This window comes from Streptomyces sp. PCS3-D2 (assembly GCF_000612545.2).
Classification (GTDB): Bacteria; Actinomycetota; Actinomycetes; order Streptomycetales; family Streptomycetaceae; genus Streptomyces.
Map to the genome: position 1 here is coordinate 1984490 of NZ_CP097800.1, position 20949 is coordinate 2005438.

A 20949-nucleotide genomic window follows, 5' to 3' on the forward strand; every position below is an offset into this window, starting at 1 on the left:
AGCCGCGCAGCGATGGCCCGCCGCAGCACGAAGACCCCGCCGCCGGAGGATTTCGAGGAGAAGATCCTCGACATCGACGTCGTCGACGAAATGCAGGGCTCCTTCCTCGAGTACGCGTACTCGGTGATCTACTCCCGTGCCCTGCCCGACGCGCGGGACGGCATGAAGCCGGTGCACCGGCGCATCGTGTACCAGATGAACGAGATGGGCCTGCGCCCCGACCGCGGGTACGTCAAGTGCGCCCGTGTCGTCGGCGAGGTGATGGGCAAGCTCCACCCCCACGGCGACGCCTCGATCTACGACGCCCTCGTACGCATGGCCCAGCCGTTCTCGATGCGGCTGCCGCTGGTCGACGGCCACGGCAACTTCGGCTCGCTCGGCAACGACGACCCGCCGGCCGCGATGCGCTACACCGAGTGCCGCATGGCCGATGCCACGTCGCTGATGACGGAGTCGATCGACGAGGACACCGTCGACTTCACCGCCAACTACGACGGCCAGGAACAGGAGCCGGTCGCGCTCCCCGCCGCCTACCCAAACCTGCTGGTCAACGGCGCGTCCGGGATCGCAGTCGGCATGGCGACCAACATGCCCCCGCACAACCTCGGCGAGGTCGTCGCGGCGGCCCGCCACCTGATCCGGTACCCGCACGCCGACCTGGACGCGCTGATGCGCTTCGTACCGGGTCCCGACCTGCCCACCGGCGGCCGGATCGTCGGCCTCTCGGGCATCAAGGACGCCTACGAGAACGGCCGCGGCTCCTTCAAGATCCGCGCGACGGTGGCCGTGGAGAACGTCACGGCGCGCCGCAAGGGCCTGGTCGTCACCGAACTGCCCTTCACGGTGGGTCCCGAGAAGGTCATCGCGAAGATCAAGGACCTGGTCGGCTCCAAGAAGCTCCAGGGCATCGCCGACGTCAAGGACCTCACCGACCGCGCCCACGGCCTGCGCCTGGTCATCGAGATCAAGAACGGTTTCCACCCGGAGGCCGTGCTGGAACAGCTCTACAAGCTGACGCCGATGGAGGAGTCCTTCGGCATCAACAACGTCGCGCTGGTGGACGGGCAGCCGCTCACCCTCGGCCTCAAAGAGCTGCTGGAGGTCTACCTCGACCATCGCTTCGAGGTCGTCCGGCGGCGCAGCGAGTTCCGCCGCACCAAGCGCCGGGACCGGCTGCACCTCGTCGAGGGCCTGCTGGTGGCCCTCATCGACATCGACGAGGTCATCCGGCTCATCCGCGACAGCGAGAACTCCGCCCAGGCCAAGGCGCGGCTCATGGAGCGGTTCTCGCTCAGCGAGACGCAGACCCAGTACATCCTCGACACCCCGCTGCGCCGGCTCACCAAGTTCGACCGCCTGGAGCTGGAGTCCGAGCGCGACCGCCTGACGGGCGAGATCGACGAGCTGACCGGCATCCTGGAGTCCGACAACGAGCTGCGCAAGCTGGTCTCCGCGGAACTGGCCGTCGTCGCGAAGAAGTTCGGCACCGAGCGGCGCACCGTCCTGCTGGAGTCGGCGGGCACCGCGGTGGCCGCCGTACCGCTGGAGGTCGCGGACGACCCGTGCCGGGTGCTGCTGTCCTCGACGGGCCTGCTGGCCCGTACGGCGAACGGCGACCCGCTACCCCAGGACGAGGGCGGCGCCCGGGCCAAGCACGACCTGATCGTCTCGCAGGTGGCGGCGACCGCGCGGGCGGATGTCGGCGTGGTCACCTCCGCCGGCCGGCTGCTGCGGCTCTCGGTGATCGACCTGCCGCAGCTGCCGGACACGCACGCCGCACCCAACCTGGCGGGGGGCGCGCCGGTCTCGGAGTTCCTCTCCGGACTGGAGGCGGACGAGAAGGTGGTCTGCCTGACCTCACTGGACGAGTCCTCGCAGGGCCTGGCGCTGGGCACGGAGCAGGGCGTGGTCAAGCGGGTCGTGCCGGACTACCCGGCCAACAAGGACGAGCTGGAGGTCATCACCCTCAAGGAGGGCGACCGGATCGTGGGCGGGGTCGAGCTGCGCACGGGTGAGGAGGACCTGGTCTTCATCACCGACGACGCCCAGCTGCTGCGCTACCCCGCCGGCCAGGTGCGCCCGCAGGGCCGCCCGGCGGGCGGTATGGCGGGCATCAAGCTCTCCCAGAACGCCAAGGTGATCCACTTCTCGGCCGTCGACCCGGGCCGGGACGCCGTGGTGTTCACGGTGGCCGGCTCGCACGGGACCCTGGACGACTCGGTGCTGTCCGGGAAGCTCACCCCGTTCGACCAGTACCCGCGCAAGGGTCGGGCCACCGGCGGCGTGCGCTGCCAGCGGTTCCTGAAGGGCGAGGACCTGCTGGTCCTCGCCTGGGCGGGCGGCGCACCCGCCCGCGCGGCCGCGGCGAACGGCGCTCCGGCCGAGCTGCCGACCCCGGACCCGCGCCGGGACGGTTCGGGGGCGGCCCTGCCGGCCGCCGTGGCGACGCTGGCGGGACCCGCGTTGTAGGGATTGCGGGCCGTTCGGGTGGTACGTCGGGGGGACGTACCACCCGAACGGCGACTAGTGTCTTCCCTCTTGGCACTGTCGGGTGGGGCGGGAGAACACAGAGCTGATGAGTCGTCGGTCGGGCAGGTTGATCGGGGACTGGGCCGAGGCCCAGCGCCGGATGCAGCAGACACAGCTGATCCAGCACCGCGAGGCGGAACGCCGGCAACGGGCGTACGAGCGCGAGGCGGCCCGGGGACAGCGCGAGCAGCAGGCCGCCTACCGCCAGCACCGCGAGGCCGAGGCACGACGGCGCACCGAGCGCATCGAGGCGGAGGTCGCCGCCCTGCAGGGGCTGCTGGCGGCAGGCTGCCGGGCTCCGGCGTTCCGTACGGCCGCGCTGGTCAGACCGGAGCGATTGGAGCCCTTCGCCCCGGGGAACCTCGCGCATCCGCTGCCGATGCCGCGCCTGGAGCAGTTCCAGCAGCAGAACACCGGTTGGACGCTCGGCTCACACCGCCGGGCACAGGCGGAGCGCGAGGCGCACGCCCGCTACACCCAGGCCTGGCAGGCGGCGCATGCCGCGGAGATGCAGCGGCAGCAGCAACTGGCCGCGTACCGACAGCAGTACGACCAGTGGGCGGCGCAGCAGCTCGCGGGGATCCGGGAGCACAACGACGGCCTCGCCGAACTGGCCCGGTCGCTGCGCGCGGGCGACCCGGATGCGGCCGTGGAGTACTTCTCGGCAGCCCTCTACGCGTCCACCGCCTGGCCCGAGGCACTGCCGAGGCAGTTGGCGGCCGCGTACGACCCGGGCACGCGCGAGCTGGTGCTGGACTGGCAGCTGCCGGGCTTCCGGGTGGTGCCCGAGGCCAAGTCGGTGCGGTACATGCCCAGCACGGACCAGGACCGGGAGACGGCCCGCCCGGTGACTCAGCGACGCGCGCTCTACCGCGACCTGCTGGCACAGTGCCTGCTGCTGGTGGTGCGCGAGCTGTACGCGGCGGACGAGTTCGGCGCGCTGGAGTCCGTCGTGGTCAACGGGTTCGTGGACGACCACGATCCGGTGACGGGGCAGGAGGCGCGGATCGTACTCGCCTCGGTGTCGACCGCCCGCACCGCCTTCGCGGGGCTCAGGCTGGAACAGGTCAGCGCGGTGGACTGCCTGCTGGAGGGGCTGCGCGGGCAGCTGTCGGCGCGGCCCGACCAGTTGACGGCCGTACGCCCGGGGCGCAGGCCCGACGAGGTCGGCGGCGGAGTCGTCAGCCACGGCGGGGACGCGGCCGAGGACGAGGAGGAGCCCGACCTCTTCGTCATGGACCCGATCGCCTTCGAGAACCTGGTGGCGGAGCTCTTCCGGGCGATGGGCATGGAGGCGCTGACCACGCAGCGGTCCGGCGACGGAGGTGTGGACATCGAGGCGAACGACCCCTCCCCGATCACGGGCGGACGGATCGTGGTCCAGGTCAAGCGCTACCGCAACACCGTGCCGCCCACGGCGGTACGGGACCTGTACGGCACGGTCCAGGACAAGGGCGCGAACAAGGGGGTGCTGGTCACCACCTCGTCCTTCGGACCGACGTCGTACACCTTCTCCAACGGCAAGCCGCTGGAGCTGGTTCCCGGCGACCGGCTGGTGGAACTCCTGCACCAGTACGGGCTGCGCGGGCGCCTCGGCGGCGGTCCGGCGGCCCCGGTACCGGCACAGCGCGCTGCCGAGCCCGCCCCGCCGGCCGACCACAACGTGCTGGGCATGACCTGGTCGGGGCGGGTCGCGCTGGACGTGTGCGCCCTCGTCTGCGCCGGCAGCCGGGTGCTGAGCGAGGACCACTTCGTGTTCTTCAACAACCCGTGCACGCCCGACGGTTCGGTACGGACGCGGGCACACGCGGCGCCGGACAAGGCGGCACTTGAGGTCTCCTTCGACGCCTTGCCATCCGGGGCCGACCGGCTGGTGCTCGTGGCCGCCATCGACCCGGAGGCCGATCCGCACGCCGACCTGGCCGGATTCACCGACGCCCGGATCCGGCTCCTGGACGCGTCGGGCGCCGAGGCGGGTCGGCTGGAGGTCTCCGACGGCCGGGCCGGAGAGACCGCGCTGGTGCTCGGCTCCTTCCGGCGCCGGTCCAACGGCGACTGGGACTTCGTGATCGGCGGCAAGGGCTACCGGGGCGGCCTGGAGGACCTGCTGCGCGACTACGGCGTCGAGGTCGCGTAGGGGCGGACCGGGACCGCGGCCCGCATGCCCCGCCCGCCCCACCGGCGAGGCGGCGTACCCGGACGGCTCCGACGGGGCCGACGCAGCCGGGTCGGCGCGGATCCGGCCGGATCACGCGGATCACACGGATCACACGGAGAAAGTGTTATCGCCGCCCGCCCCGCAGGTCTCCTCATGTGTCAGGCCGAGTGGGCCGTCACCCCTCTGAGGAGATGCGATGCAATTGCGCGACGACGAATTCGGACAGGACAGGGACCGGGCGACGGTCGACACGGCGGGGACGGGCCTGCCTTCCGGGCCTCGCCACGCGGGCCGGGTGACCGGTGGCCGCCGCCGGGCCCGCAGGAAGATGCCCGTGCCGGCAGCGGTCGCCACTGTGGTCCTGCTGACCGGGGCCGGGAGTGCGTACACCCTCATATCGGCCGATGCCCCTGCCCGCACCGCGGCGACGGCGTCGTCCTCGACCCCGTCCTCCGACGCCGTCGGCCCGGGCCCCCTGGGTGAGCCGTCGGCCGACCCGGCCTCGCCCACCGCCGATGCGGCGGAGGGGACCCCCACGGCCTCGGCGACGCCGAGCGCGAGTGCCACCACCGCCGCGTCCCCTTCGCGTGCCGCGTCGGCCGAACCGTCGTCCGGGCGGTCCGCGAAGCAGGAGCGGTCCGCGCAGCCGACCCGCGCCCCTTCGGGGACCGGTCCGGTGGGGCCGGACCCGAAGATTGCGGGCGCCCGCACCTCGACCCAGGACGTCCAGGTGGCCGAGTCGCTGTCCCTGCGCTTGCTGAACGGCGAACGGGCCACCGTCGGGAGGCCTCCGCTCGCGCTCAAACAGGACCTCAGCACCTTCGCCCGCACGTGGGCCGAGCACATGAGCAAGAACGGGTTCGGCCACTCCTCCGACCGGGACCGCGCGCACCTGAAGACCGGCTCGCGCACCTGGACGGGCGAGAACATCGTCTGGTGGAGCGATGCCTCGATGACCGCCCAGGAAGCCGCCGAGAAGTTCCAGTCGATGTGGCGGCACAGCCCCGGCCACTACAAGGGCCAGGTCAATCCGGAGTTCACCGAGGTCGGTGTGGGCATGTACCGGGACGCCTCCGGCTGGTGGGGCGTCCACGTCTTCTCGGACGGCGCGTAGGGGAAGGACCGGGGCCGGCGCCGGGGGTCAATACGTCCGGGTTGTCCTGGGCGAGTCCGGCCCGGGGACGTCGCTCCCGTCCGCCCCGGGGGCGTCGCCCTCCTCCGGGCCGGGGGTGTCCTCCCCTTCCGGCCCGGGCCGGTCGACGTACCGCAGCACGCCCCACATGGTCTCGGGGTTCACGTCCTGGGGGCTCTGCTCACGGCAGGCCGCCAACTCCCTCACCAGACCTTGGCCGTCGGTGCCCGAGCCGATCAGGACCAGCTGCGTCAGGCGTGCTTCGCCCCGCCCCCAGGGCCGCGGGGCGAAGCGGAGGAAGCGACCGACCGCCTGGATCTCGTAGCACTCCCCGTGACCCGGGACCCCGAACCACACGAAACCCTTGATCCGGTAGAGCCCGGCCGGGCGGCGGTCGAGGAAGTCCATGAACCGGCGCGGGGAGAGGGCCTGTTCCGAGGTGAACTCCGTGCTCTCGTAGGCGGCGTGCGCGTGGGTGCGGTGGTCGTGGCCCTCGGCCTCCGCGATCAGGTCCTCAAAGGACAGCTGTCCCCGGGTCTCGGTCCAGGGCCTGCGGTCGAAGAGCAGCTCCGGGTCGATGCGGCCGTGGGCGGCGCCCACCACCGGGGTACCCGGCGCGCAGAGCGTGGCGAGTGCGCTCTCGATCCGGGCCCGTTCGTCCGCGCCGACCCGGTCGGTCTTGTTGAGCACGACCAGGTCCGCGACGGCGAGATGGCGGTCGGTCTCCGGGTGCCGGACCCGGGTCGCGTCGAACTCCGCGGCGTCCACGACCTGCACCATGCCGCCGTACCGGACGGCCGGGTTCTCGTTGGCCACCAGCATGCGGATCATCTCCTGGGGCTCGGCCAGCCCGCTCGCCTCGATGACGATCACGTCGATCCTGTGGACGGGTGCGGAGAGCTTCTCCAGGTACGCGTCCAGCTCGCTGCCGTCCACCGCGCAGCACAGGCAGCCGCCGCCGAGGGAGACCATCGAGTCTCCGACCTGGCCGGCCACCGACATCGCGTCGACCTCGATGGATCCGAAGTCGTTGACGACGACGCCGACGCGGGTGCCTCCACGGCTGGCGAGGAGGTGGTTCAGCATGGTGGTCTTCCCGGATCCGAGGAATCCGGCGAGGACGACGACGGGGATGGGCTGCCTGCTGTTCACCCGGTCGATCGTATCCAGGCCCGGTCAGCGCGGCGGCGGAACGGGCTGCGGCGGGGTGGGTCCCGTGTACCGGGCGGCCGGACGGATGATCTTGGAGTCGGTGGCCTGCTCCAGGATGTTCGCGCTCCAGCCGACGACCCGGGCGGCGCAGAAGGTCGGGGTGAACATCTCGCGCGGCAGCCCGCACAGCTCCATGACCACACCCGCGTAGAACTCCACATTGGTGTGCAGTTCACGGCCCGGCTTGAGTTCGGCGAGGATCTCCTCCACCTGGCGTTCGACCTCTACGGCGAAGTCCACGAGGGGCCCGCCGAAGCCGAGGGCGATCTCGCGCAGCATGCGTGAACGGGGGTCCTCGGTGCGGTAGACGGGGTGCCCGAACCCCATGATCCGCTCGCCCGCGAGGACGCGCCCGCGGATCCAGGGTCTGATGCGGTCCACGGTCCCGATCGCGTCGAGGGTGTCCAGGGCGCGGCTGGGGGCGCCCCCGTGCAGCGGGCCGGAGAGCGCGCCGATGGCCCCGGTCAGGCAGGCGGCGACGTCGGCGCCGGTGGAGGCGATCACCCGTGCGGTGAACGTCGAGGCGTTGAAGCCGTGGTCGACGGTGGATATCAAGTACCGCTCGACGGCACGGGCCCGAGCGGGGTCGGGCTCCTCGCCGGTCAGCATGTAGAGGTAGTTGGCGGCGTACGGAAGGTCCTCGCGCGGCTCGACCGGCTCCAGCCCCCGGCCCAGCCGGTACAGGGCGGTCAGGAGGGTCGGCACCGCGGCACATGCGGCCAGCGCGTCCGCCGCGCGGCGCTCGGGGGTGAGGTCGTACACCGGCCGGAAGCCGGCGGACGCACCGAGCAGCGAGAGCGCGGTGCGCAGTCCGGAGAGCGGGCCGGACAGCCGGGTGGCGCGGGCCAGGTCCGGCAGGGCCGCCCGCACCTCCTCGCGGACCGGGCGCAGCGCGGCGGTCTCGGCGGCGAAGGCGACCCGTTCGGCGGGGTCCGCCGGGAGCTCGCCGCGGAACATCAGGTGCCACACGTCCTCGAAGCTGCGGCAGGAGGCGAGCTCTACGGCCGAGTACTGGCGGTAGTGGTAGAAGCCCTCGCGGCCCCGGACGTCGCCCAGCACGGTGTCGGTGACCACGACTCCCGCGAGGCCCCGCGGTCCTTCGACGGTGCTTTCGGTGGTGTTCATGCATCGAACATCTACGATGGATTCCATCACTGTCAATATTGATTGAATCAATACAAGGATGCATCTGTAGGGTGGGCGGCATGAGTGACCAGACGGACGGCGGACGCCGGCTCAGCACGCAGGAGGCGGCCCGGGTGCTCGGCGTGAAGCCGGCCACCGTGTACGCCTACGTCAGCCGGGGCCAGCTCACCAGCCGACGCGATCCGGCGGGGCGCGGCAGCAGCTTCGACCCTGCGGAGGTGACGGCGCTGGCCCGGCGGAGCCGGCGCGAGGCGGCCCCTCCGCCGGCCGGCGAACTGTCCGTCCGCACGTCGCTGACGCTCATCGAACCCGACCGGTACTACTTCCGCGGGGTCGACGCCGTGGCCCTGGCCTCGCAGTACCGCTACGAGGAGGTCGCCGAGTGGCTCTGGACGGGAACCGTCACCCCCGGGGCACGGTTCACCGCTCCCCCGGAGGTGCTGGAAGCCGCCCGCCGGACGGTGGACGCCCTGCCGGCGCACAGCGGCCCCATCGACCGGCTGCGGGTGGCGGTCGCCGCCGCCGCGGTGGCCGATCCACTGCGCTTCGACCTGTCCGAGGAGGCCGTTCTCGGCTCCGCGCGCTGCCTGATCCCGACCCTGGTCGGCGCTCTGCCGACGGTGGGCACCGGGTGGGCCGGTGACGGCCGGATCGCCCGGCAGCTGTGGTCCCGGCTGACGCCGCGGGAGCCCGATCCGGATGCCCTCGCCGCCCTGGACCTGGCCCTGACACTGCTGGTCGACCACGACCTGGCCGCCTCCACGCTGGCCGTACGGGTGGCGGCGTCGGCGCGCGCGCATCCCTACGCGGCGGTGTCCGCCGGACTCGGCGCGCTCGAAGGCCCCCTGCACGGGGCGGCCGGGCGGCTCGCGCACCGGATGCTGGGGGAGGTGCTGGAACGGGGCGGCGCTGCGCCGGTCGTCGCTGAGTACCTGCGCGCGGGACGCCGGGTTCCAGGCCTGGGCCACCGCCTCTACCAGGGTGAGGATCCCCGCGCGGCGGCGCTGTTCGCCCGGCTGGAGGGGCTGGAACAGGCCGCCCCCGCACTGGCGGCGGCCCGTGAGGTGGTTGCCGTGATGGCCCGTCAGGGCGGTCTGCATGCCAATGTGGACCTGGCACTGGCCGTGCTGACATTGGCCTGCGGGATGGCCGCCGAGGCCGGGGAGACCGTGTTCGCAGTGGCCCGCACGGCGGGCTGGATCGCCCACGCGCTGGAGGAGTACCAGGAGCGCCCGCTGCGCATGCGCCCGAGCGGCGACTACCGGGGCCCCCGTCCGCCCCGCCCGATTCCCTAGTGCTGTGGCCGGAGAGGTGTGCCGGCTCGCAGCGTCCGGTGCGGCGCACGGCGGAGGGCCGCAGCTCGCCCCCGGCGTCCTCCCGCGGTCCGACAACGCGGCGAGGTGCCGTGCCGGGGCCCGCGAGGCGGTGAACCTTTCTGGCCAGAGCACGAGGCGCCGCCGCCGACCGCCACGACACCCGTGTCGTCCGCGTCACCCGCAAGGGGCCACGGCCCGGGCACGGAACGGGGTGCCCGACGAACGGCGCCCGGACATTCCGCTCGCACCGGGGCCGACCTACCGTTGCTGTCCATGCCGGTCGCGGCTCAGACCGCTCCCGCGCCGGTCAGCGAGCGAACCTCGATCTCCGCATGCTTCGCCTCGTCCGGTTCCTCGCCCGAGGTGACCGTACCCGCCCAGCCGGCCAGGAAGCCCAGCGGGATCGAGACGATCCCCGGGTTCTGCAGCGGGAAGATCTGGAAGTCCACCCCCGGGAACAGCGACTCCGCGCTGCCCGACACCACCGGCGAGACCAGCACCAGCAGCACCGCCGGAACCAGGCCCCCGTACACCGACCAGACAGCCCCCCGGGTGGTGAAACCGCGCCAGAAGAGCGAGTACAGCAGCACCGGAAGGTTGGCCGAGGCCGCCACCGCGAAGGCCAGCCCCACCAGGAACGCCACGTTGAGGTTCTGCGCGAGCAGCCCGAGGGCGATGGCCACCGCGCCGATCCCCACGGCCGCGGCCCTGGCCACCGAGACCTCGCTGCGCTGCCTGGCGTGCCTGCGCTTGAGCGAGGCGTACAGATCGTGGGCGACGGAGGCGGACGAGGCCAGGGTGATCCCGGCCACCACGGCCAGGATGGTCGCGAAGGCGATGGCGGCGACGAAGGCGAACAGCACCGCACCCCCGGTGGTATCGGCGCCGCCGCCGAGGAAGGCCGCCAGCAGGGGGACGGCCGTGTTCCCCGAGGCGTTGGAGGCCCGTACCTCGTCGGGTCCGACGAGGGCCGCCGCCCCGAAGCCGAGCACGATGGTCATCAGGTAGAAGCCGCCGATCAGCCCGATCGCCCAGACCACCGAGCGGCGGGCCGCCCGGGCGGTGGGCACGGTGTAGAAGCGCGACAGGATGTGGGGCAGGCCCGCGGTCCCCAGGACCAGGGCGAGACCCAGGCTGATGAAGTCGGCGCGGGCCGTCCAGTCCCCGCCGTACTTCAGGCCGGGGCTCAGGAACGCGAGCCCGTGCCCGCTGCGTTCGGCGGCGCCGGTGAGCAGCCGGCCGAAATCGCCGTGGAAGCGCAGCAGCACGAGCACGGTCAGGGTGATCGCCCCGCCCATCAGCAGCACGGCCTTCACGATCTGGATCCAGGTGGTGGCCCGCATACCGCCGAAGGAGACGTAGACCACCATCAGGGCGCCCACCCCGATCACCGTCAGGGTCCGTGCCGCGGCGCTCGAGTTGCCGAGCAGCAGCCCGACCAGGCTGCCCGCGCCGACCATCTGCGCGACGAGGTAGAGCACGGAGACGACGACCGAGGAGGTGCCGGCGGCGATCCGTACCGGGCGCTCGCTCATCCGGGCGGCGACCACGTCGGCGAGGGTGAAGCGCCCGCAGTTGCGCACCAGTTCGGCCACGAGGAAGAGCACGACCAGCCAGGCGACCAGGAACCCCACCGAGTAGAGCAGGCCGTCGTAGCCGAAGAGGGCGATCAGCCCGGAGATGCCGAGGAAGGACGCGGCGGACATGTAGTCGCCCGCGATGGCGAAGCCGTTCTCCATCGGGGAGAAGAGCCTCCCGCCGACGTAGAACTCCTCGGCGGAACCGTGCCGGTTGCGGCTGACCCAGGTGGTGATGCCCAGGGTCACCGCGATGAAGAGGCTGAACAGCATCAGCGCGAGGGTCTGGTGCTCACTGGTCACCGGCCTGCCCTCCTCGCCCGGCTCCGCTCCCGGCCGCGTTCCTGCTCGAAGACGGTCCAGCGCAGGTCGAGTGCGGCCCGGTCCCGGCGCAGCCGTGCGTGCCGGGCGTAGGCCCAGGTGAGCAGGAAGGTGCTGAGGAACTGCCCCAGCCCCGCCAGCATGGCCACGTTCACCGCGCCCAGGACGGGCCGTGCCATCAGGCCGGGCGCGGCCGTGGCGGCCACCACGTAGGCGACGTACCAGAGGAAGAACCCGGCGGTCGCGGGGACGACGAAGCGGCGATACCGGCTGCGGACCTCTTGGAAGGCGGCGCTGCGCTGCACTTCCCGGTAGATGTCGGATGCGCCGGGCGTCGGGCGGCCGACCTGGGCCGGCCGGGGCGGGTACGGTTCCGCGCCCTCGCCCCAGCCGACGGCCAGCGCGTCGTACCAGGGGTCGTCCAGCCGGATCGTTCCGGCATCGCGGCCTTCGTGCTTGTCCACCGAACTCTCCTTGTCCGCTGCCGCATTGGCCGCGTGCCCCAAGGATGTGCGGAATGGACGGTTTCCGGACTGGTGTACCGGTGCTCTTCACTCCAACAGGTGATGCAGCGAAGAGCACCGGTGTGCCGTGGCGCCCGCCCCGTGTCAGATGCCGCCGGCCGCCGGCGGCGTTCCGCTCAGGCGTCGATGCGCGAGCGGTCCAGCGTGGCCGCGGAGCTCGTGATGAACTCCTTGCGCGGGGCCACCTCGTTGCCCATGAGCAGGTCGAAGACCTGCTCGGCGGAGTCCAGGTCACCGATGTTGATCCGGCGCAGGGTGCGGAAGCGGGGATCCATGGTGGTCTCCGCCAGCTGGTCCGCGTCCATCTCGCCGAGGCCCTTGTAGCGCTGGATCGAGTCCTTGTAGCGGATGTTCTTGCGCTGGTACTCCAGAAGAGTCTGGCGCAGCTCGTTGTCCGAGTACGTGTAGACGTACTTGTCCTGGCCCTTCTTGGGCTGGACCAGCTCGATCCGGTGCAGCGGCGGGACGGCCGCGAAGACCCGGCCGGCCTCGACCATCGGCCGCATGTACCGCTGGAAGAGCGTGAGCAGCAGACAGCGGATGTGGGCGCCGTCCACATCGGCGTCGACGAGCAGCACGATCTTGCCGTAGCGGGCGGCGTCGATGTCGAAGGTCCGGCCCGATCCGGCCCCTATGACCTGGATGATCGCACCGCACTCGGCGTTCTTGAGCATGTCCGAGACCGAGGACTTCTGAACGTTGAGGATCTTGCCCCGGATGGGCAGAAGCGCCTGGAACTCGGAGTTGCGGGCGAGCTTCGCGGTGCCGAGGGCGGAGTCGCCCTCGACGATGAAGAGCTCGCTGCGGTCCACGTCGTCGCTGCGGCAGTCTGCCAGCTTCGCCGGAAGGGAGGAGGTCTCCAGCGCGGTCTTGCGGCGCTGCGCCTCCTTGTGCTGGCGGGCCGCGATCCGCGTCCGGGCGGCCGCGACGATCTTCTCCATCACGGCGCGGGCCTGCTGCTTGTCGTCACGCTTGGTGGAGGTCAGGAAGGCCTTGAGCTCCTTGGCGACCACCGCCGCGACGACCCGGGTGGCGGCCGAGGTGCCGAGCACCTCCTTGGTCTGGCCCTCGAACTGCGGCTCGGCGAGACGGACGGTGACGACGGCCGTCATGCCCTCCATCGCGTCGTCCTTGACCACGTCGTCCTCGGCGACGCGCAGCAGCTTGGCCGAGCGCAGGACCTCGTTGACGGTCTTGGTCACGGAGCGTTCGAAGCCGGTGACGTGGGTGCCGCCCTTGGGGGTGGCGATGATGTTCACGAAGGACTTGACGTTGGTCTCGTAGCCCGTGCCCCAGCGCAGCGCGATGTCCACACCGAGATCGCGGGTGACCTCGGTGGGGGTCATGTGGCCGCGGTCGTCCAGGACCGGGACGGTCTCCTTGAAGGTGCCCGAGCCGGTCAGCCGCAGCACGTCGCAGGCGGCCTTGTCCTGGGCCAGGTACTCGCAGAACTCGCTGATGCCCCCGTCGAAGCGGAAGGTCTCCTCGGTCTTGCCGGCCCCGTCGATGGCCCGCTCGTCGCGGACGACCAGGGTCAGACCGGGGACCAGGAAGGCCGTCTGGCGGGCGCGCTGGTAGAGCGTCTCCAGGTTGAGGCGGGCGTCCTTGAGGAAGATCTGGCGGTCGGACCAGTAGCGGATCCGGGTGCCGGTCCTGCCCTTGGCGATGCGCTTGACCTTGCGCAGGCCGTTCGCCGGGTCGAAGGGGCTGTCGGGGCCCTGCTCGGTGAACATCCCGGGGACGCCGCGCCGGAAGCTGATGGCGTGCGTGGCGCTCCCCCGGTCGACCTCCACGTCCAGGCGGGCGGAGAGGGCGTTGACCACCGAGGCGCCGACGCCGTGCAGGCCGCCGGAGGCGGCGTACGAGCCGCCGCCGAACTTGCCGCCCGCGTGCAGCTTGGTCATGACGACCTCGACACCCGACAGGCCGGTCTTGGGCTCGACGTCCACGGGGATGCCGCGGCCGTTGTCGCGGACCTCGACCGAGGAGTCCTCGTGGAGGATCACCTCGATGTGGTCGCAGTAGCCGCCCAGGGCCTCGTCGACGGAATTGTCGATGATCTCCCACAGGCAGTGCATGAGGCCCCGGCTGTCGGTCGAGCCGATATACATGCCGGGACGCTTGCGGACGGCCTCCAGCCCTTCGAGGACGAGCAGGTGCCGCGCGGTGTAGTTGGAACCGTCCCGGTCTGCTCCGGGCAGCAGCGCGCTGGAAGGCACGGACGTGTCGGCGGTCACGCAGTTCGCTCCTCGCTGAATTTCTTTTCTGGCCCTGTCGTGCGCAGGGGTGGCTCGGGTGCCCGTCGAAGGGTACCGAGGCCAGGTAGAGCCGATGCAACGCCACCCTCGCGCTTTCCTCAGCCTAGTCCAGATCCGTACGGATGTTCGATCCCCCGGGCAGGTGAAGGAAACATCACGTTCCCTTCCGCGCATGAACCATTTAGGGTTCGGGCACGTCCTCATGAACAACCTGGCACTCACGCCGGGGAGGATGGAACTGCAACAAGCGCACGAGTGACAACGCGAAACCGTAAAGCAACGCAATACGGCTCCTTCGCCGCCAACCGGCAACAGCCGGCCAGCTTCGGAAGGAAGTTTCGAGGAAAAGCCGAGAGCGGGAACGTTTTCGGCCTGGTTGGATGTTGACCCTGGTACGACAGCTCGTCGAGCTAGAGAAGAGGCGACGTGACTACTGTTCTGACACCCGCGACCCCGCTGACGGCCGCTGACCGATGCGACCGTTGCGGCGCCCAGGCATATCTGCGCGTCGTCCTGCTGAGCGGCGGTGAACTGCTCTTCTGCGCCCACCACGGTCGCAAGTTCGAGCCGGAACTCAAGAAGATCGCCGCGGAAATACAGGATGAGACCGAGCGGCTCACGTCCGCTCCGGCTGCCCACGCCGAACCCGAGGACCGCTGACACAGGCCACCTCGCATCCGACGAGCCAGGACCGGCCAGGCCGGTCGACGGGCGGCACTCCTGAGACCCAGGGGTGCCGCCCGTCCTCACGTCCGCAGGCCGCCCGCACCGGGAAAGTCGGCGGTACCGAGCCGTCCCGGGCCGGTGTCACAGGACGGCGGCAACGGGCCGGCCGCCCCTGGTCCGCTCGTTGCCCCTGTGCGGACGCTGCACGCGGCCAGGGCGCCGGCGGGGCCCCCGGCCGACCTTATTGGACCCCGTCTTGCTGCGAGGCCCTCTCCGGGCCCGTCACGAAGCCGGCCAGCGGGGCGATACGCGTGTACACACCCGGACTGTCGGCGCGTCCGCAGCCCCGGCCCCACGAGACCAGCCCGATGAGCCGGCCCTGCGCCACCAGCGGCCCGCCGCTGTCGCCCTGGCAGGCGTCCTTGCCGCCCCCGCCGTCTCCCGCGCACACCATGGATTCGGCCCGGTACTGTCCGTCCATGTCCCCGGGATAGGCGCGCCCGCACACCTCGTCCGCGAGGACCCTCACGCGTGCGGCCCGCAGGGCGTAGGCGTAGTCGCCGAAGCCGCTGGTGTCGCCCCAGCCGTACACGTCCGCCTCGGTGCCCGCCCGGTAGGCGGGGTGCCCCGTCTCCGCCATGGGCAGGACGTGGTGTGCCGGAACGGCTTCCGCCAGCTCCAGGACGGCGAGGTCGCCCGCATTGCTCCGCGGGTCGTAGTCGGGATTCACCCGTGCCCCGCGCACCGCGATCTCCCGGCCGTCAGCCGCCCGGAGCTCCGTACGGCCGGCGATCACCCGGAAATCGGACACGGACTCGACGGGTCCGCCGAGCACCTGCCGGCCCAGGCAGTGCGCCGCGGTGACCACTTTGGTCGGCGCGACCACGACACCCCCGCAGAACTGCCCGTCCCGCGTACCTCCGAACCGGTCACGGCTGGCCAGGGCCACGACCCAGGGGCTGTCGGCCACCTTCACCGGCTTCCCGCCGATCACCACGCTGTCCGCGGCCGCCCGGGGCATCTGGGCGAGCGGCACCGCGGCCGTTCCCGCCGCCAGGGTCAGCGCGCCCGCCAGGACACGGGCAAAGGGACGACGCATGGGGCCTCCTGACTCCGAGTGTGCATGACTCCACCCAGAGTGGGTTGCCCGGTGGCCGAGCGCACCCGCGCGGACACCGTCGGCGCCTCCGTCGCGCGGGCCTCAGCGGCATCCGCCGCCGAGGCCCGCCGACCGGCTCAGTCCAGGTAGTCGCGCAGCACCTGGGAGCGCGACGGGTGGCGCAGCTTCGACATGGTCTTCGACTCGATCTGGCGGATCCGCTCGCGGGTGACGCCGTAGACCTTGCCGATCTCGTCGAGGGTCTTGGGCTGTCCGTCGGTGAGGCCGAAGCGCATGGAGACCACGCCGGCCTCGCGCTCGCTCAGAGTGTCGAGCACCGAGTGCAGCTGCTCCTGCAGCAGCGTGAAGCTCACGGCGTCCGCCGGGACGACGGCCTCGGAGTCCTCGATGAGGTCACCGAACTCGCTGTCGCCGTCCTCGCCGAGGGGCGTGTGCAGGGAGATCGGCTCGCGGCCGTACTTCTGGACCTCGATGACCTTCTCGGGGGTCATGTCGAGTTCCTTGGCCAGCTCCTCCGGGGTGGGCTCGCGGCCCAGGTCCTGGAGCATCTGGCGCTGCACGCGGGCGAGCTTGTTGATGACCTCGACCATGTGGACGGGGATGCGGATGGTGCGGGCCTGGTCGGCCATGGCACGCGTGATCGCCTGCCGGATCCACCAGGTCGCGTAGGTGGAGAACTTGTAGCCCTTGGTGTAGTCGAACTTCTCGACCGCACGGATGAGGCCCAGGTTGCCTTCCTGGATCAGGTCCAGGAAGAGCATGCCTCGGCCGGTGTAACGCTTGGCCAGCGAGACCACGAGACGGAGGTTGGCCTCCAGCAGGTGGTTCTTGGCGCGGCGGCCGTCCTCGGCGATGATCTCCAGCTCGCGCTTGAGCTTCGGCGCCAGCTTGTCGGCGTTCGCCAGCTTGTCCTCGGCGAACAGACCGGCCTCGATCCGCTTGGCGAGCTCGACCTCCTGCTCGGCGTTGAGGAGCGGCACCTTGCCGATCTGCTTGAGGTAGTCCTTGACCGGGTCGGCGGTCGCGCCGGCCACCACGACCTGCTGGGCCGGGGCGTCGTCCTCGTCGTCCGAGATGACGAAGCCCTTGTTCTCCCCGCCCTCGTCCTCTTCGTCGCCCTCGGCCTTGACCGCGTCGGGCCCCTCGTCCGGGGTCTCGTCCTCGCCGGCCTCGTCCGCGTCCTTCTTGGCCGCGGTCTTCTTCGCGGCGGCCTTCTTCGCGGCGGCCTTCTTGGCGGGCGCGGCCTTCTTCGCGGCCGTCTTCTTCGCGGCCACCTTCTTGGCGACGGGCTCCGCCGCGGCCTGCTCGACGGCGGCGTCCGGTTCCTGCTCCTGCGGGTCCACCGCGGCAGGTGCCGCGGCCACGGGCTGGGCCGCCGTCGTCCTGGCCGCCGTCTTCCTGACGGGCTCGGTGGCCGTCCGCTTGGCCGGGCTCTTCGCTGCGACGCTCTTGCGGGTGGTGCGCTTGGGCGACTCCGCGGCACTGACCATCAGCGTCACACCCTCTTCCTCGAGGATCTGGTTGAGGCTGCGCAGAACATTCTTCCACTGGGTCGCAGGAATCTGGTCAGCCTCGAAGGCCCGACGCACGTCATCGCCGGCGATCTGCCCCTCGGCCTTGCCCCGCTCGATGAGCGCCATCACAGACTCGGAATCGGCGATCTCCGGCGGGAGCGTACGGGATGTGCTGGCCGACACGAACAACCTCTCGGAACGATGGGAACGGCTTCCGACCCCGGGCCTGGTGGTGCTGGACCGGAGCCGACGACCACCGACCGGGGATGGGCCGGCGGCGCGGGCAGGGGCCGGGGAGCTGCACAACAACCCCAAGGGCTGCTGTTCCCTCCGTCGGCCATCACCTCTTAAGTCATCGCGCGACCTCGCGGAGCGTTACGCCCAATCTTCGTGGCCCGAGTCACACCCTGTATGCGCGGATGCCGGTCATACGGTCGCACCCCGCGGCCCCGGAAGCTTCGCGGCAGCCCCGGAGGGGCTCCGAAAGAGGGACGAAGCCCACACGCCGGTGTCGCCGGGCCCGGCCGGGCCCGGCGACGTGTCGTACACCCCCGCGCGCCCGCCCGTCAGTGCTCGCGCGGGGCAGGAACCACGCGCTCGACCTCCGGATGAACCGTCAGGAGCTGGCGCATCGCGCTCTCGGCACCCGCTGCGTCGCCCGCAGCGAGGGCCTCGACCATCCGGGCGTGGTGCGCTACGCACGCCTCGCTCGGGCGGTCGCAGGAGGTCATCGGGCTGCCGGAGACCTGGAGGGCGGCGGAGACGATGCCGGAGAGGTGTTCCAGCATGCGGTTGCCCGCCACCTGGATGAGGAGTGCGTGGAACTCGTTGTCGGCGCGCGCGAAGGTGATCGAGTCACCCTGACCGAGGGCGTGGCCCATGATCTCGACCATGTCGGCTAGGCGCTGCTGGACGTCCGGGCGGCCGTGGCCGGCGGCCAGGCGGGCGGCGAGGGGCTCGATCGTCCAGCGGAGCTCGCCGAGCTCGCGGCGCTGGTCGTCGCGCTGGGGCCCGAAGGCACGCCACTCGATGATGTCGGGGTCGAGCAGGTTCCAGTCGGCGACGGGGCGCACCCGGGTGCCGACGTTGGGACGGGCGCTGACGAGGCCCTTGGCCTCGAGGACCCGCAGCGATTCGCGGACGACCGTGCGGGAGACCTCGAAGCGCTGGCCGATCTCCTCGGGGACCAAGGGGCGGTCCGCGCCGAGATCGCCGGAAACGATCATCTGGCCGAGCTGCTGGACGAGTTGGCCGTGCAGTCCGCGGCCGCGGCTGCCTGCCGCCCGGCGGCCCACGCGGCTCAACTCGACGTCGGCGCCGTCCCAGTGGGGTGCTCCGACGCGGTCGGACCCGGGGGTCTCCGCGTAGGGGTAGCGGTCGAGTTCGCCCGCGCCGGCGAGGCCGGAGTCGGCATGGCGGGCGGCGGTCATCATGGTGTGCGCAAGGGTACTCACGAATCCTTTGTCGGCCGTGCCTCCGCGGCCCTTGAGGTCTTTGGTGAAAAGCACACGAAAGGGTGATCGGTGCCACCTACGCAATTGACGACTTATCGTAAAGAACCGGGCCTATTGCGCGGAGTTGCGGTCCCCTTGACGCGACATGGACTGCATCGGTCCCGTCCGCGACCGCTCCGGCACCGGAACGATCACCAACGAACCCTGCTGCGCAGTCCGGTGAACCCATAGGCGCACAACAGGACCATCAGCGACAACAGCAGTGCAGTGGCGACGGGCTGGGTCACCACCCGCAGGGCACCGACCAGCAGCCGGTCCGCCTCGGGCGGCCACTGCACCCAGGACAGACCGCGCAGCCTGGGGCCCAGTCCGGTCATCGGGTACGCGGACGAGCCTTCCAGCGCCCTGCGCACCAGCGGAACCACTCCCACGGGTACGGCGAGCACGGCCGCCAGCCCCGCGGCGGCGGATCGGAAGACGCCGGAGGCCAGCACGCCGGCCCAGGCGCAGCCGATCAGCAGTCCGGCCCAACTCGCGGCCGGGGAAAGCCAGTGCGCGGGGGCGCGCAGCGGGCCGCTGCCGAAGGCGAGCGCCAGGGCGGCTGCGTCGGCCGTCACCACCAGAGCGCCCAGCAGCAGGGCGAGGGCGGCGCTGACGCCGAGCTTCGCGGTGAGCAGCCCGAGCCGGCGGGGCACGGTGCCCCGGTCGGCAGCCAGCGCCGGGTAGCGGTACTCCTCGCCGAAGGCGAGCGCGCCGAGCAACCCCGCGCCGAGGGCGGCAGGCGGCAGCGGCAGCAACTCGGGCCAGGCGGCCAGCAGTCGACCCTGCGGGATCCGACCGGACCGGGCGAGCACGAGGGCGGCGAGAACCGAGACCGCGACCACGGGGGCGGTGGTGAGGATGGGGGTGGCGGTCCCGAAGACCCGGAGCAGCTCGTAGCGCAGCGGCCTCAGGGGCCCACCCAGGCGCCGCACGGCCGAGGCTGGACCCTGGGGGTGACCCTGCCGAGCGCGCCCGGCGGTGTCCTCGCCGGGGCCGGGTGCAGCACCGGCGGCCGTCGCGTCCGCGACCCGCGCGTGCGGGACCTGGGTCGCCGGCGTTCCAGCGTCGCCGGTCTCGTCGGCGAGCTGGTGGACCAGCACGCCGTGACGGAACGCCGCCTCGCCGACCTCGGCGCAGTTGCTCCCGTACACCGACAAACGGCTGCCGCTCTCCTCGACGATCTCCACCGCCCGCTGGGCCGCCCGGGCTTCCCGGCCCAGGACGTCGGCCAGGCGGGCGGCATGCGGGGTACGTACGGCGACCCGAGGCCTCAGCCGGGTCCGCGCGAACTCCGCGGCCTCCTGATCGGCGACGAGGCGGCCCGCCTCGATGCTGACGACCCGATCGGCGCTCCTGGCCGCTTCCCTGGCATCGGCAGTAGTGAAGAGGACGGCGCCGCCGAGGGCGGCGTGGCCGCGCAGCAGCCCGTACAGCCAGCCACGTTCTCGGGGCGAGAGCCCCGCGGCAGGCTCGTCGAGGAGCAGGGTGCAGGGATCACCAAGCAGCGCCGAGGCCAAGGCGACCCTGCGCTCCATGCCGACCGACAGCGAACCGAGACGCTGGTCCCTCAGACCCGCGATGCCGACGACCTCAAGCATGGTGTCGGCCCGGGAGGCTGGCACCCCGGCGGCGGCGCAGAGCATCCTCAGTTGGTTTCGGACGGTCCGCGCCGGGTTGCCGGGGACGTCTCCGAGCACCACTCCGACCTCACGGCAGGGGTGCGGGATCCGGTGCAGCGGGCGGCCACGGAAGTACGTGACGCCGCGCCCGGGTTCGAGTTCGAGCATGAGCCGCAGGGCGGTCGTCTTGCCCGAGCCCGCCCCTCCGAACAGGGCGGTTACACGCCCCGGGCGGGCCTCGAGGGTGAGGTCGTCCACAAGGGGAGGAGTGTCGGATCGTGGTGTGCTGGTGAGTCCGATGGCCTGGAGCATCGCTTCTCTCGCGGGGTGTGAGACCGCTCTGCGGCAGCGTGAGTACCGC

The 20949-nt window shown here is 71.7% G+C and carries 14 protein-coding genes; 5 read left to right on the top strand and 9 right to left on the bottom strand.

Translation table 11 applies throughout. The annotated features are described in order from the left end of the window. Nucleotides 1-12: 12 nt before the first annotated feature. From AW27_RS08010 to AW27_RS08020, 3 genes are all read left to right on the top strand, one after another. Nucleotides 13-2469 (top strand): DNA gyrase/topoisomerase IV subunit A, encoded by a 2457-nt coding sequence (locus AW27_RS08010; protein WP_037929729.1) that lies wholly within the window; start codon nt 13-15, stop codon nt 2467-2469. A gap of 106 nt (nt 2470-2575) precedes the next feature. Further along, on the top strand, nt 2576-4666 hold the full coding sequence (locus tag AW27_RS08015) for a restriction endonuclease (RefSeq protein ID WP_172671425.1): 2091 nt from the start codon (nt 2576-2578) through the stop codon (nt 4664-4666). 217 nt (nt 4667-4883) lie between these two features. Then, nucleotides 4884-5801, top strand: a complete 918-nt coding sequence (locus AW27_RS08020; RefSeq protein ID WP_157840322.1) for a CAP domain-containing protein — start codon at nt 4884-4886, stop codon at nt 5799-5801. Nucleotides 5802-5828: 27 nt separating this feature from the next. Here the strand turns inward: AW27_RS08020 and AW27_RS08025 are convergent, their stop codons facing one another. Together AW27_RS08025 and AW27_RS08030 are read right to left on the bottom strand one after the other, a co-directional pair. After that, nucleotides 5829-6971 carry a CobW family GTP-binding protein gene (locus AW27_RS08025; protein ID WP_052031337.1) on the bottom strand — a complete coding sequence of 381 codons (1143 nt, stop codon included), beginning with the start codon at nt 6969-6971 and terminating at the stop codon, nt 5829-5831. A 24-nt stretch (nt 6972-6995) separates the two neighbouring features. Next, on the bottom strand, nt 6996-8156 hold the full coding sequence (locus AW27_RS08030) for a citrate synthase/methylcitrate synthase (protein WP_037929738.1): 1161 nt from the start codon (nt 8154-8156) through the stop codon (nt 6996-6998). A gap of 80 nt (nt 8157-8236) precedes the next feature. Between AW27_RS08030 and AW27_RS08035 the strand changes: the two genes are divergently transcribed. Continuing rightward, complete coding sequence (locus AW27_RS08035; RefSeq protein WP_037929741.1) at nt 8237-9472, top strand: citrate synthase; 1236 nt, start codon at nt 8237-8239, stop codon at nt 9470-9472. Nucleotides 9473-9780: 308 nt separating this feature from the next. Here AW27_RS08035 and AW27_RS08040 read toward each other — a convergent pair whose 3' ends face one another. The 3 genes from AW27_RS08040 to AW27_RS08050 all read right to left on the bottom strand — a co-directional run bounded on the left by AW27_RS08040 (nt 9781) and on the right by AW27_RS08050 (nt 14152). Continuing rightward, nucleotides 9781-11373, bottom strand: a complete 1593-nt coding sequence (locus AW27_RS08040; RefSeq protein ID WP_037929744.1) for a solute symporter family protein — start codon at nt 11371-11373, stop codon at nt 9781-9783. Next, on the bottom strand, nt 11370-11855 hold the full coding sequence (locus AW27_RS08045) for a DUF485 domain-containing protein (protein ID WP_037929747.1): 486 nt from the start codon (nt 11853-11855) through the stop codon (nt 11370-11372). The genes AW27_RS08040 and AW27_RS08045 overlap by 4 nt, the downstream gene beginning before the upstream one ends. A 176-nt stretch (nt 11856-12031) precedes the next feature. Then, on the bottom strand, nt 12032-14152 hold the full coding sequence (locus AW27_RS08050) for a DNA gyrase/topoisomerase IV subunit B (RefSeq protein ID WP_037929750.1): 2121 nt from the start codon (nt 14150-14152) through the stop codon (nt 12032-12034). Nucleotides 14153-14599: 447 nt separating this feature from the next. Between AW27_RS08050 and AW27_RS08055 the strand changes: the two genes are divergently transcribed. Then, nucleotides 14600-14833, top strand: coding sequence for a DUF7455 domain-containing protein (locus AW27_RS08055; protein ID WP_030028922.1), 234 nt, complete (start codon nt 14600-14602; stop codon nt 14831-14833). A 247-nt stretch (nt 14834-15080) separates the two neighbouring features. On the opposite strand, the gene AW27_RS08060 is transcribed toward AW27_RS08055, so the two are convergent. The 4 genes from AW27_RS08060 to AW27_RS08075 form a co-directional block, all read right to left on the bottom strand. Continuing rightward, nucleotides 15081-15938: a S1 family peptidase gene (locus AW27_RS08060; RefSeq protein WP_037929753.1), complete on the bottom strand. Its 858-nt coding sequence runs from the start codon at nt 15936-15938 to the stop codon at nt 15081-15083. A gap of 137 nt (nt 15939-16075) precedes the next feature. Further along, nucleotides 16076-17656: an RNA polymerase sigma factor gene (locus tag AW27_RS08065; RefSeq protein WP_037929756.1), complete on the bottom strand. Its 1581-nt coding sequence runs from the start codon at nt 17654-17656 to the stop codon at nt 16076-16078. A 383-nt stretch (nt 17657-18039) separates the two neighbouring features. Further along, on the bottom strand, nt 18040-18927 hold the full coding sequence (locus AW27_RS08070; RefSeq protein WP_078557136.1) for a FadR/GntR family transcriptional regulator: 888 nt from the start codon (nt 18925-18927) through the stop codon (nt 18040-18042). Between the two features lie 191 nt (nt 18928-19118). Next, the gene (locus AW27_RS08075) at nt 19119-20900 is read right to left on the bottom strand and encodes an ABC transporter ATP-binding protein (RefSeq protein ID WP_037929762.1); all 1782 of its coding nucleotides are present in this window, start codon (nt 20898-20900) and stop codon (nt 19119-19121) included. Nucleotides 20901-20949: the final 49 nt, after the last annotated feature.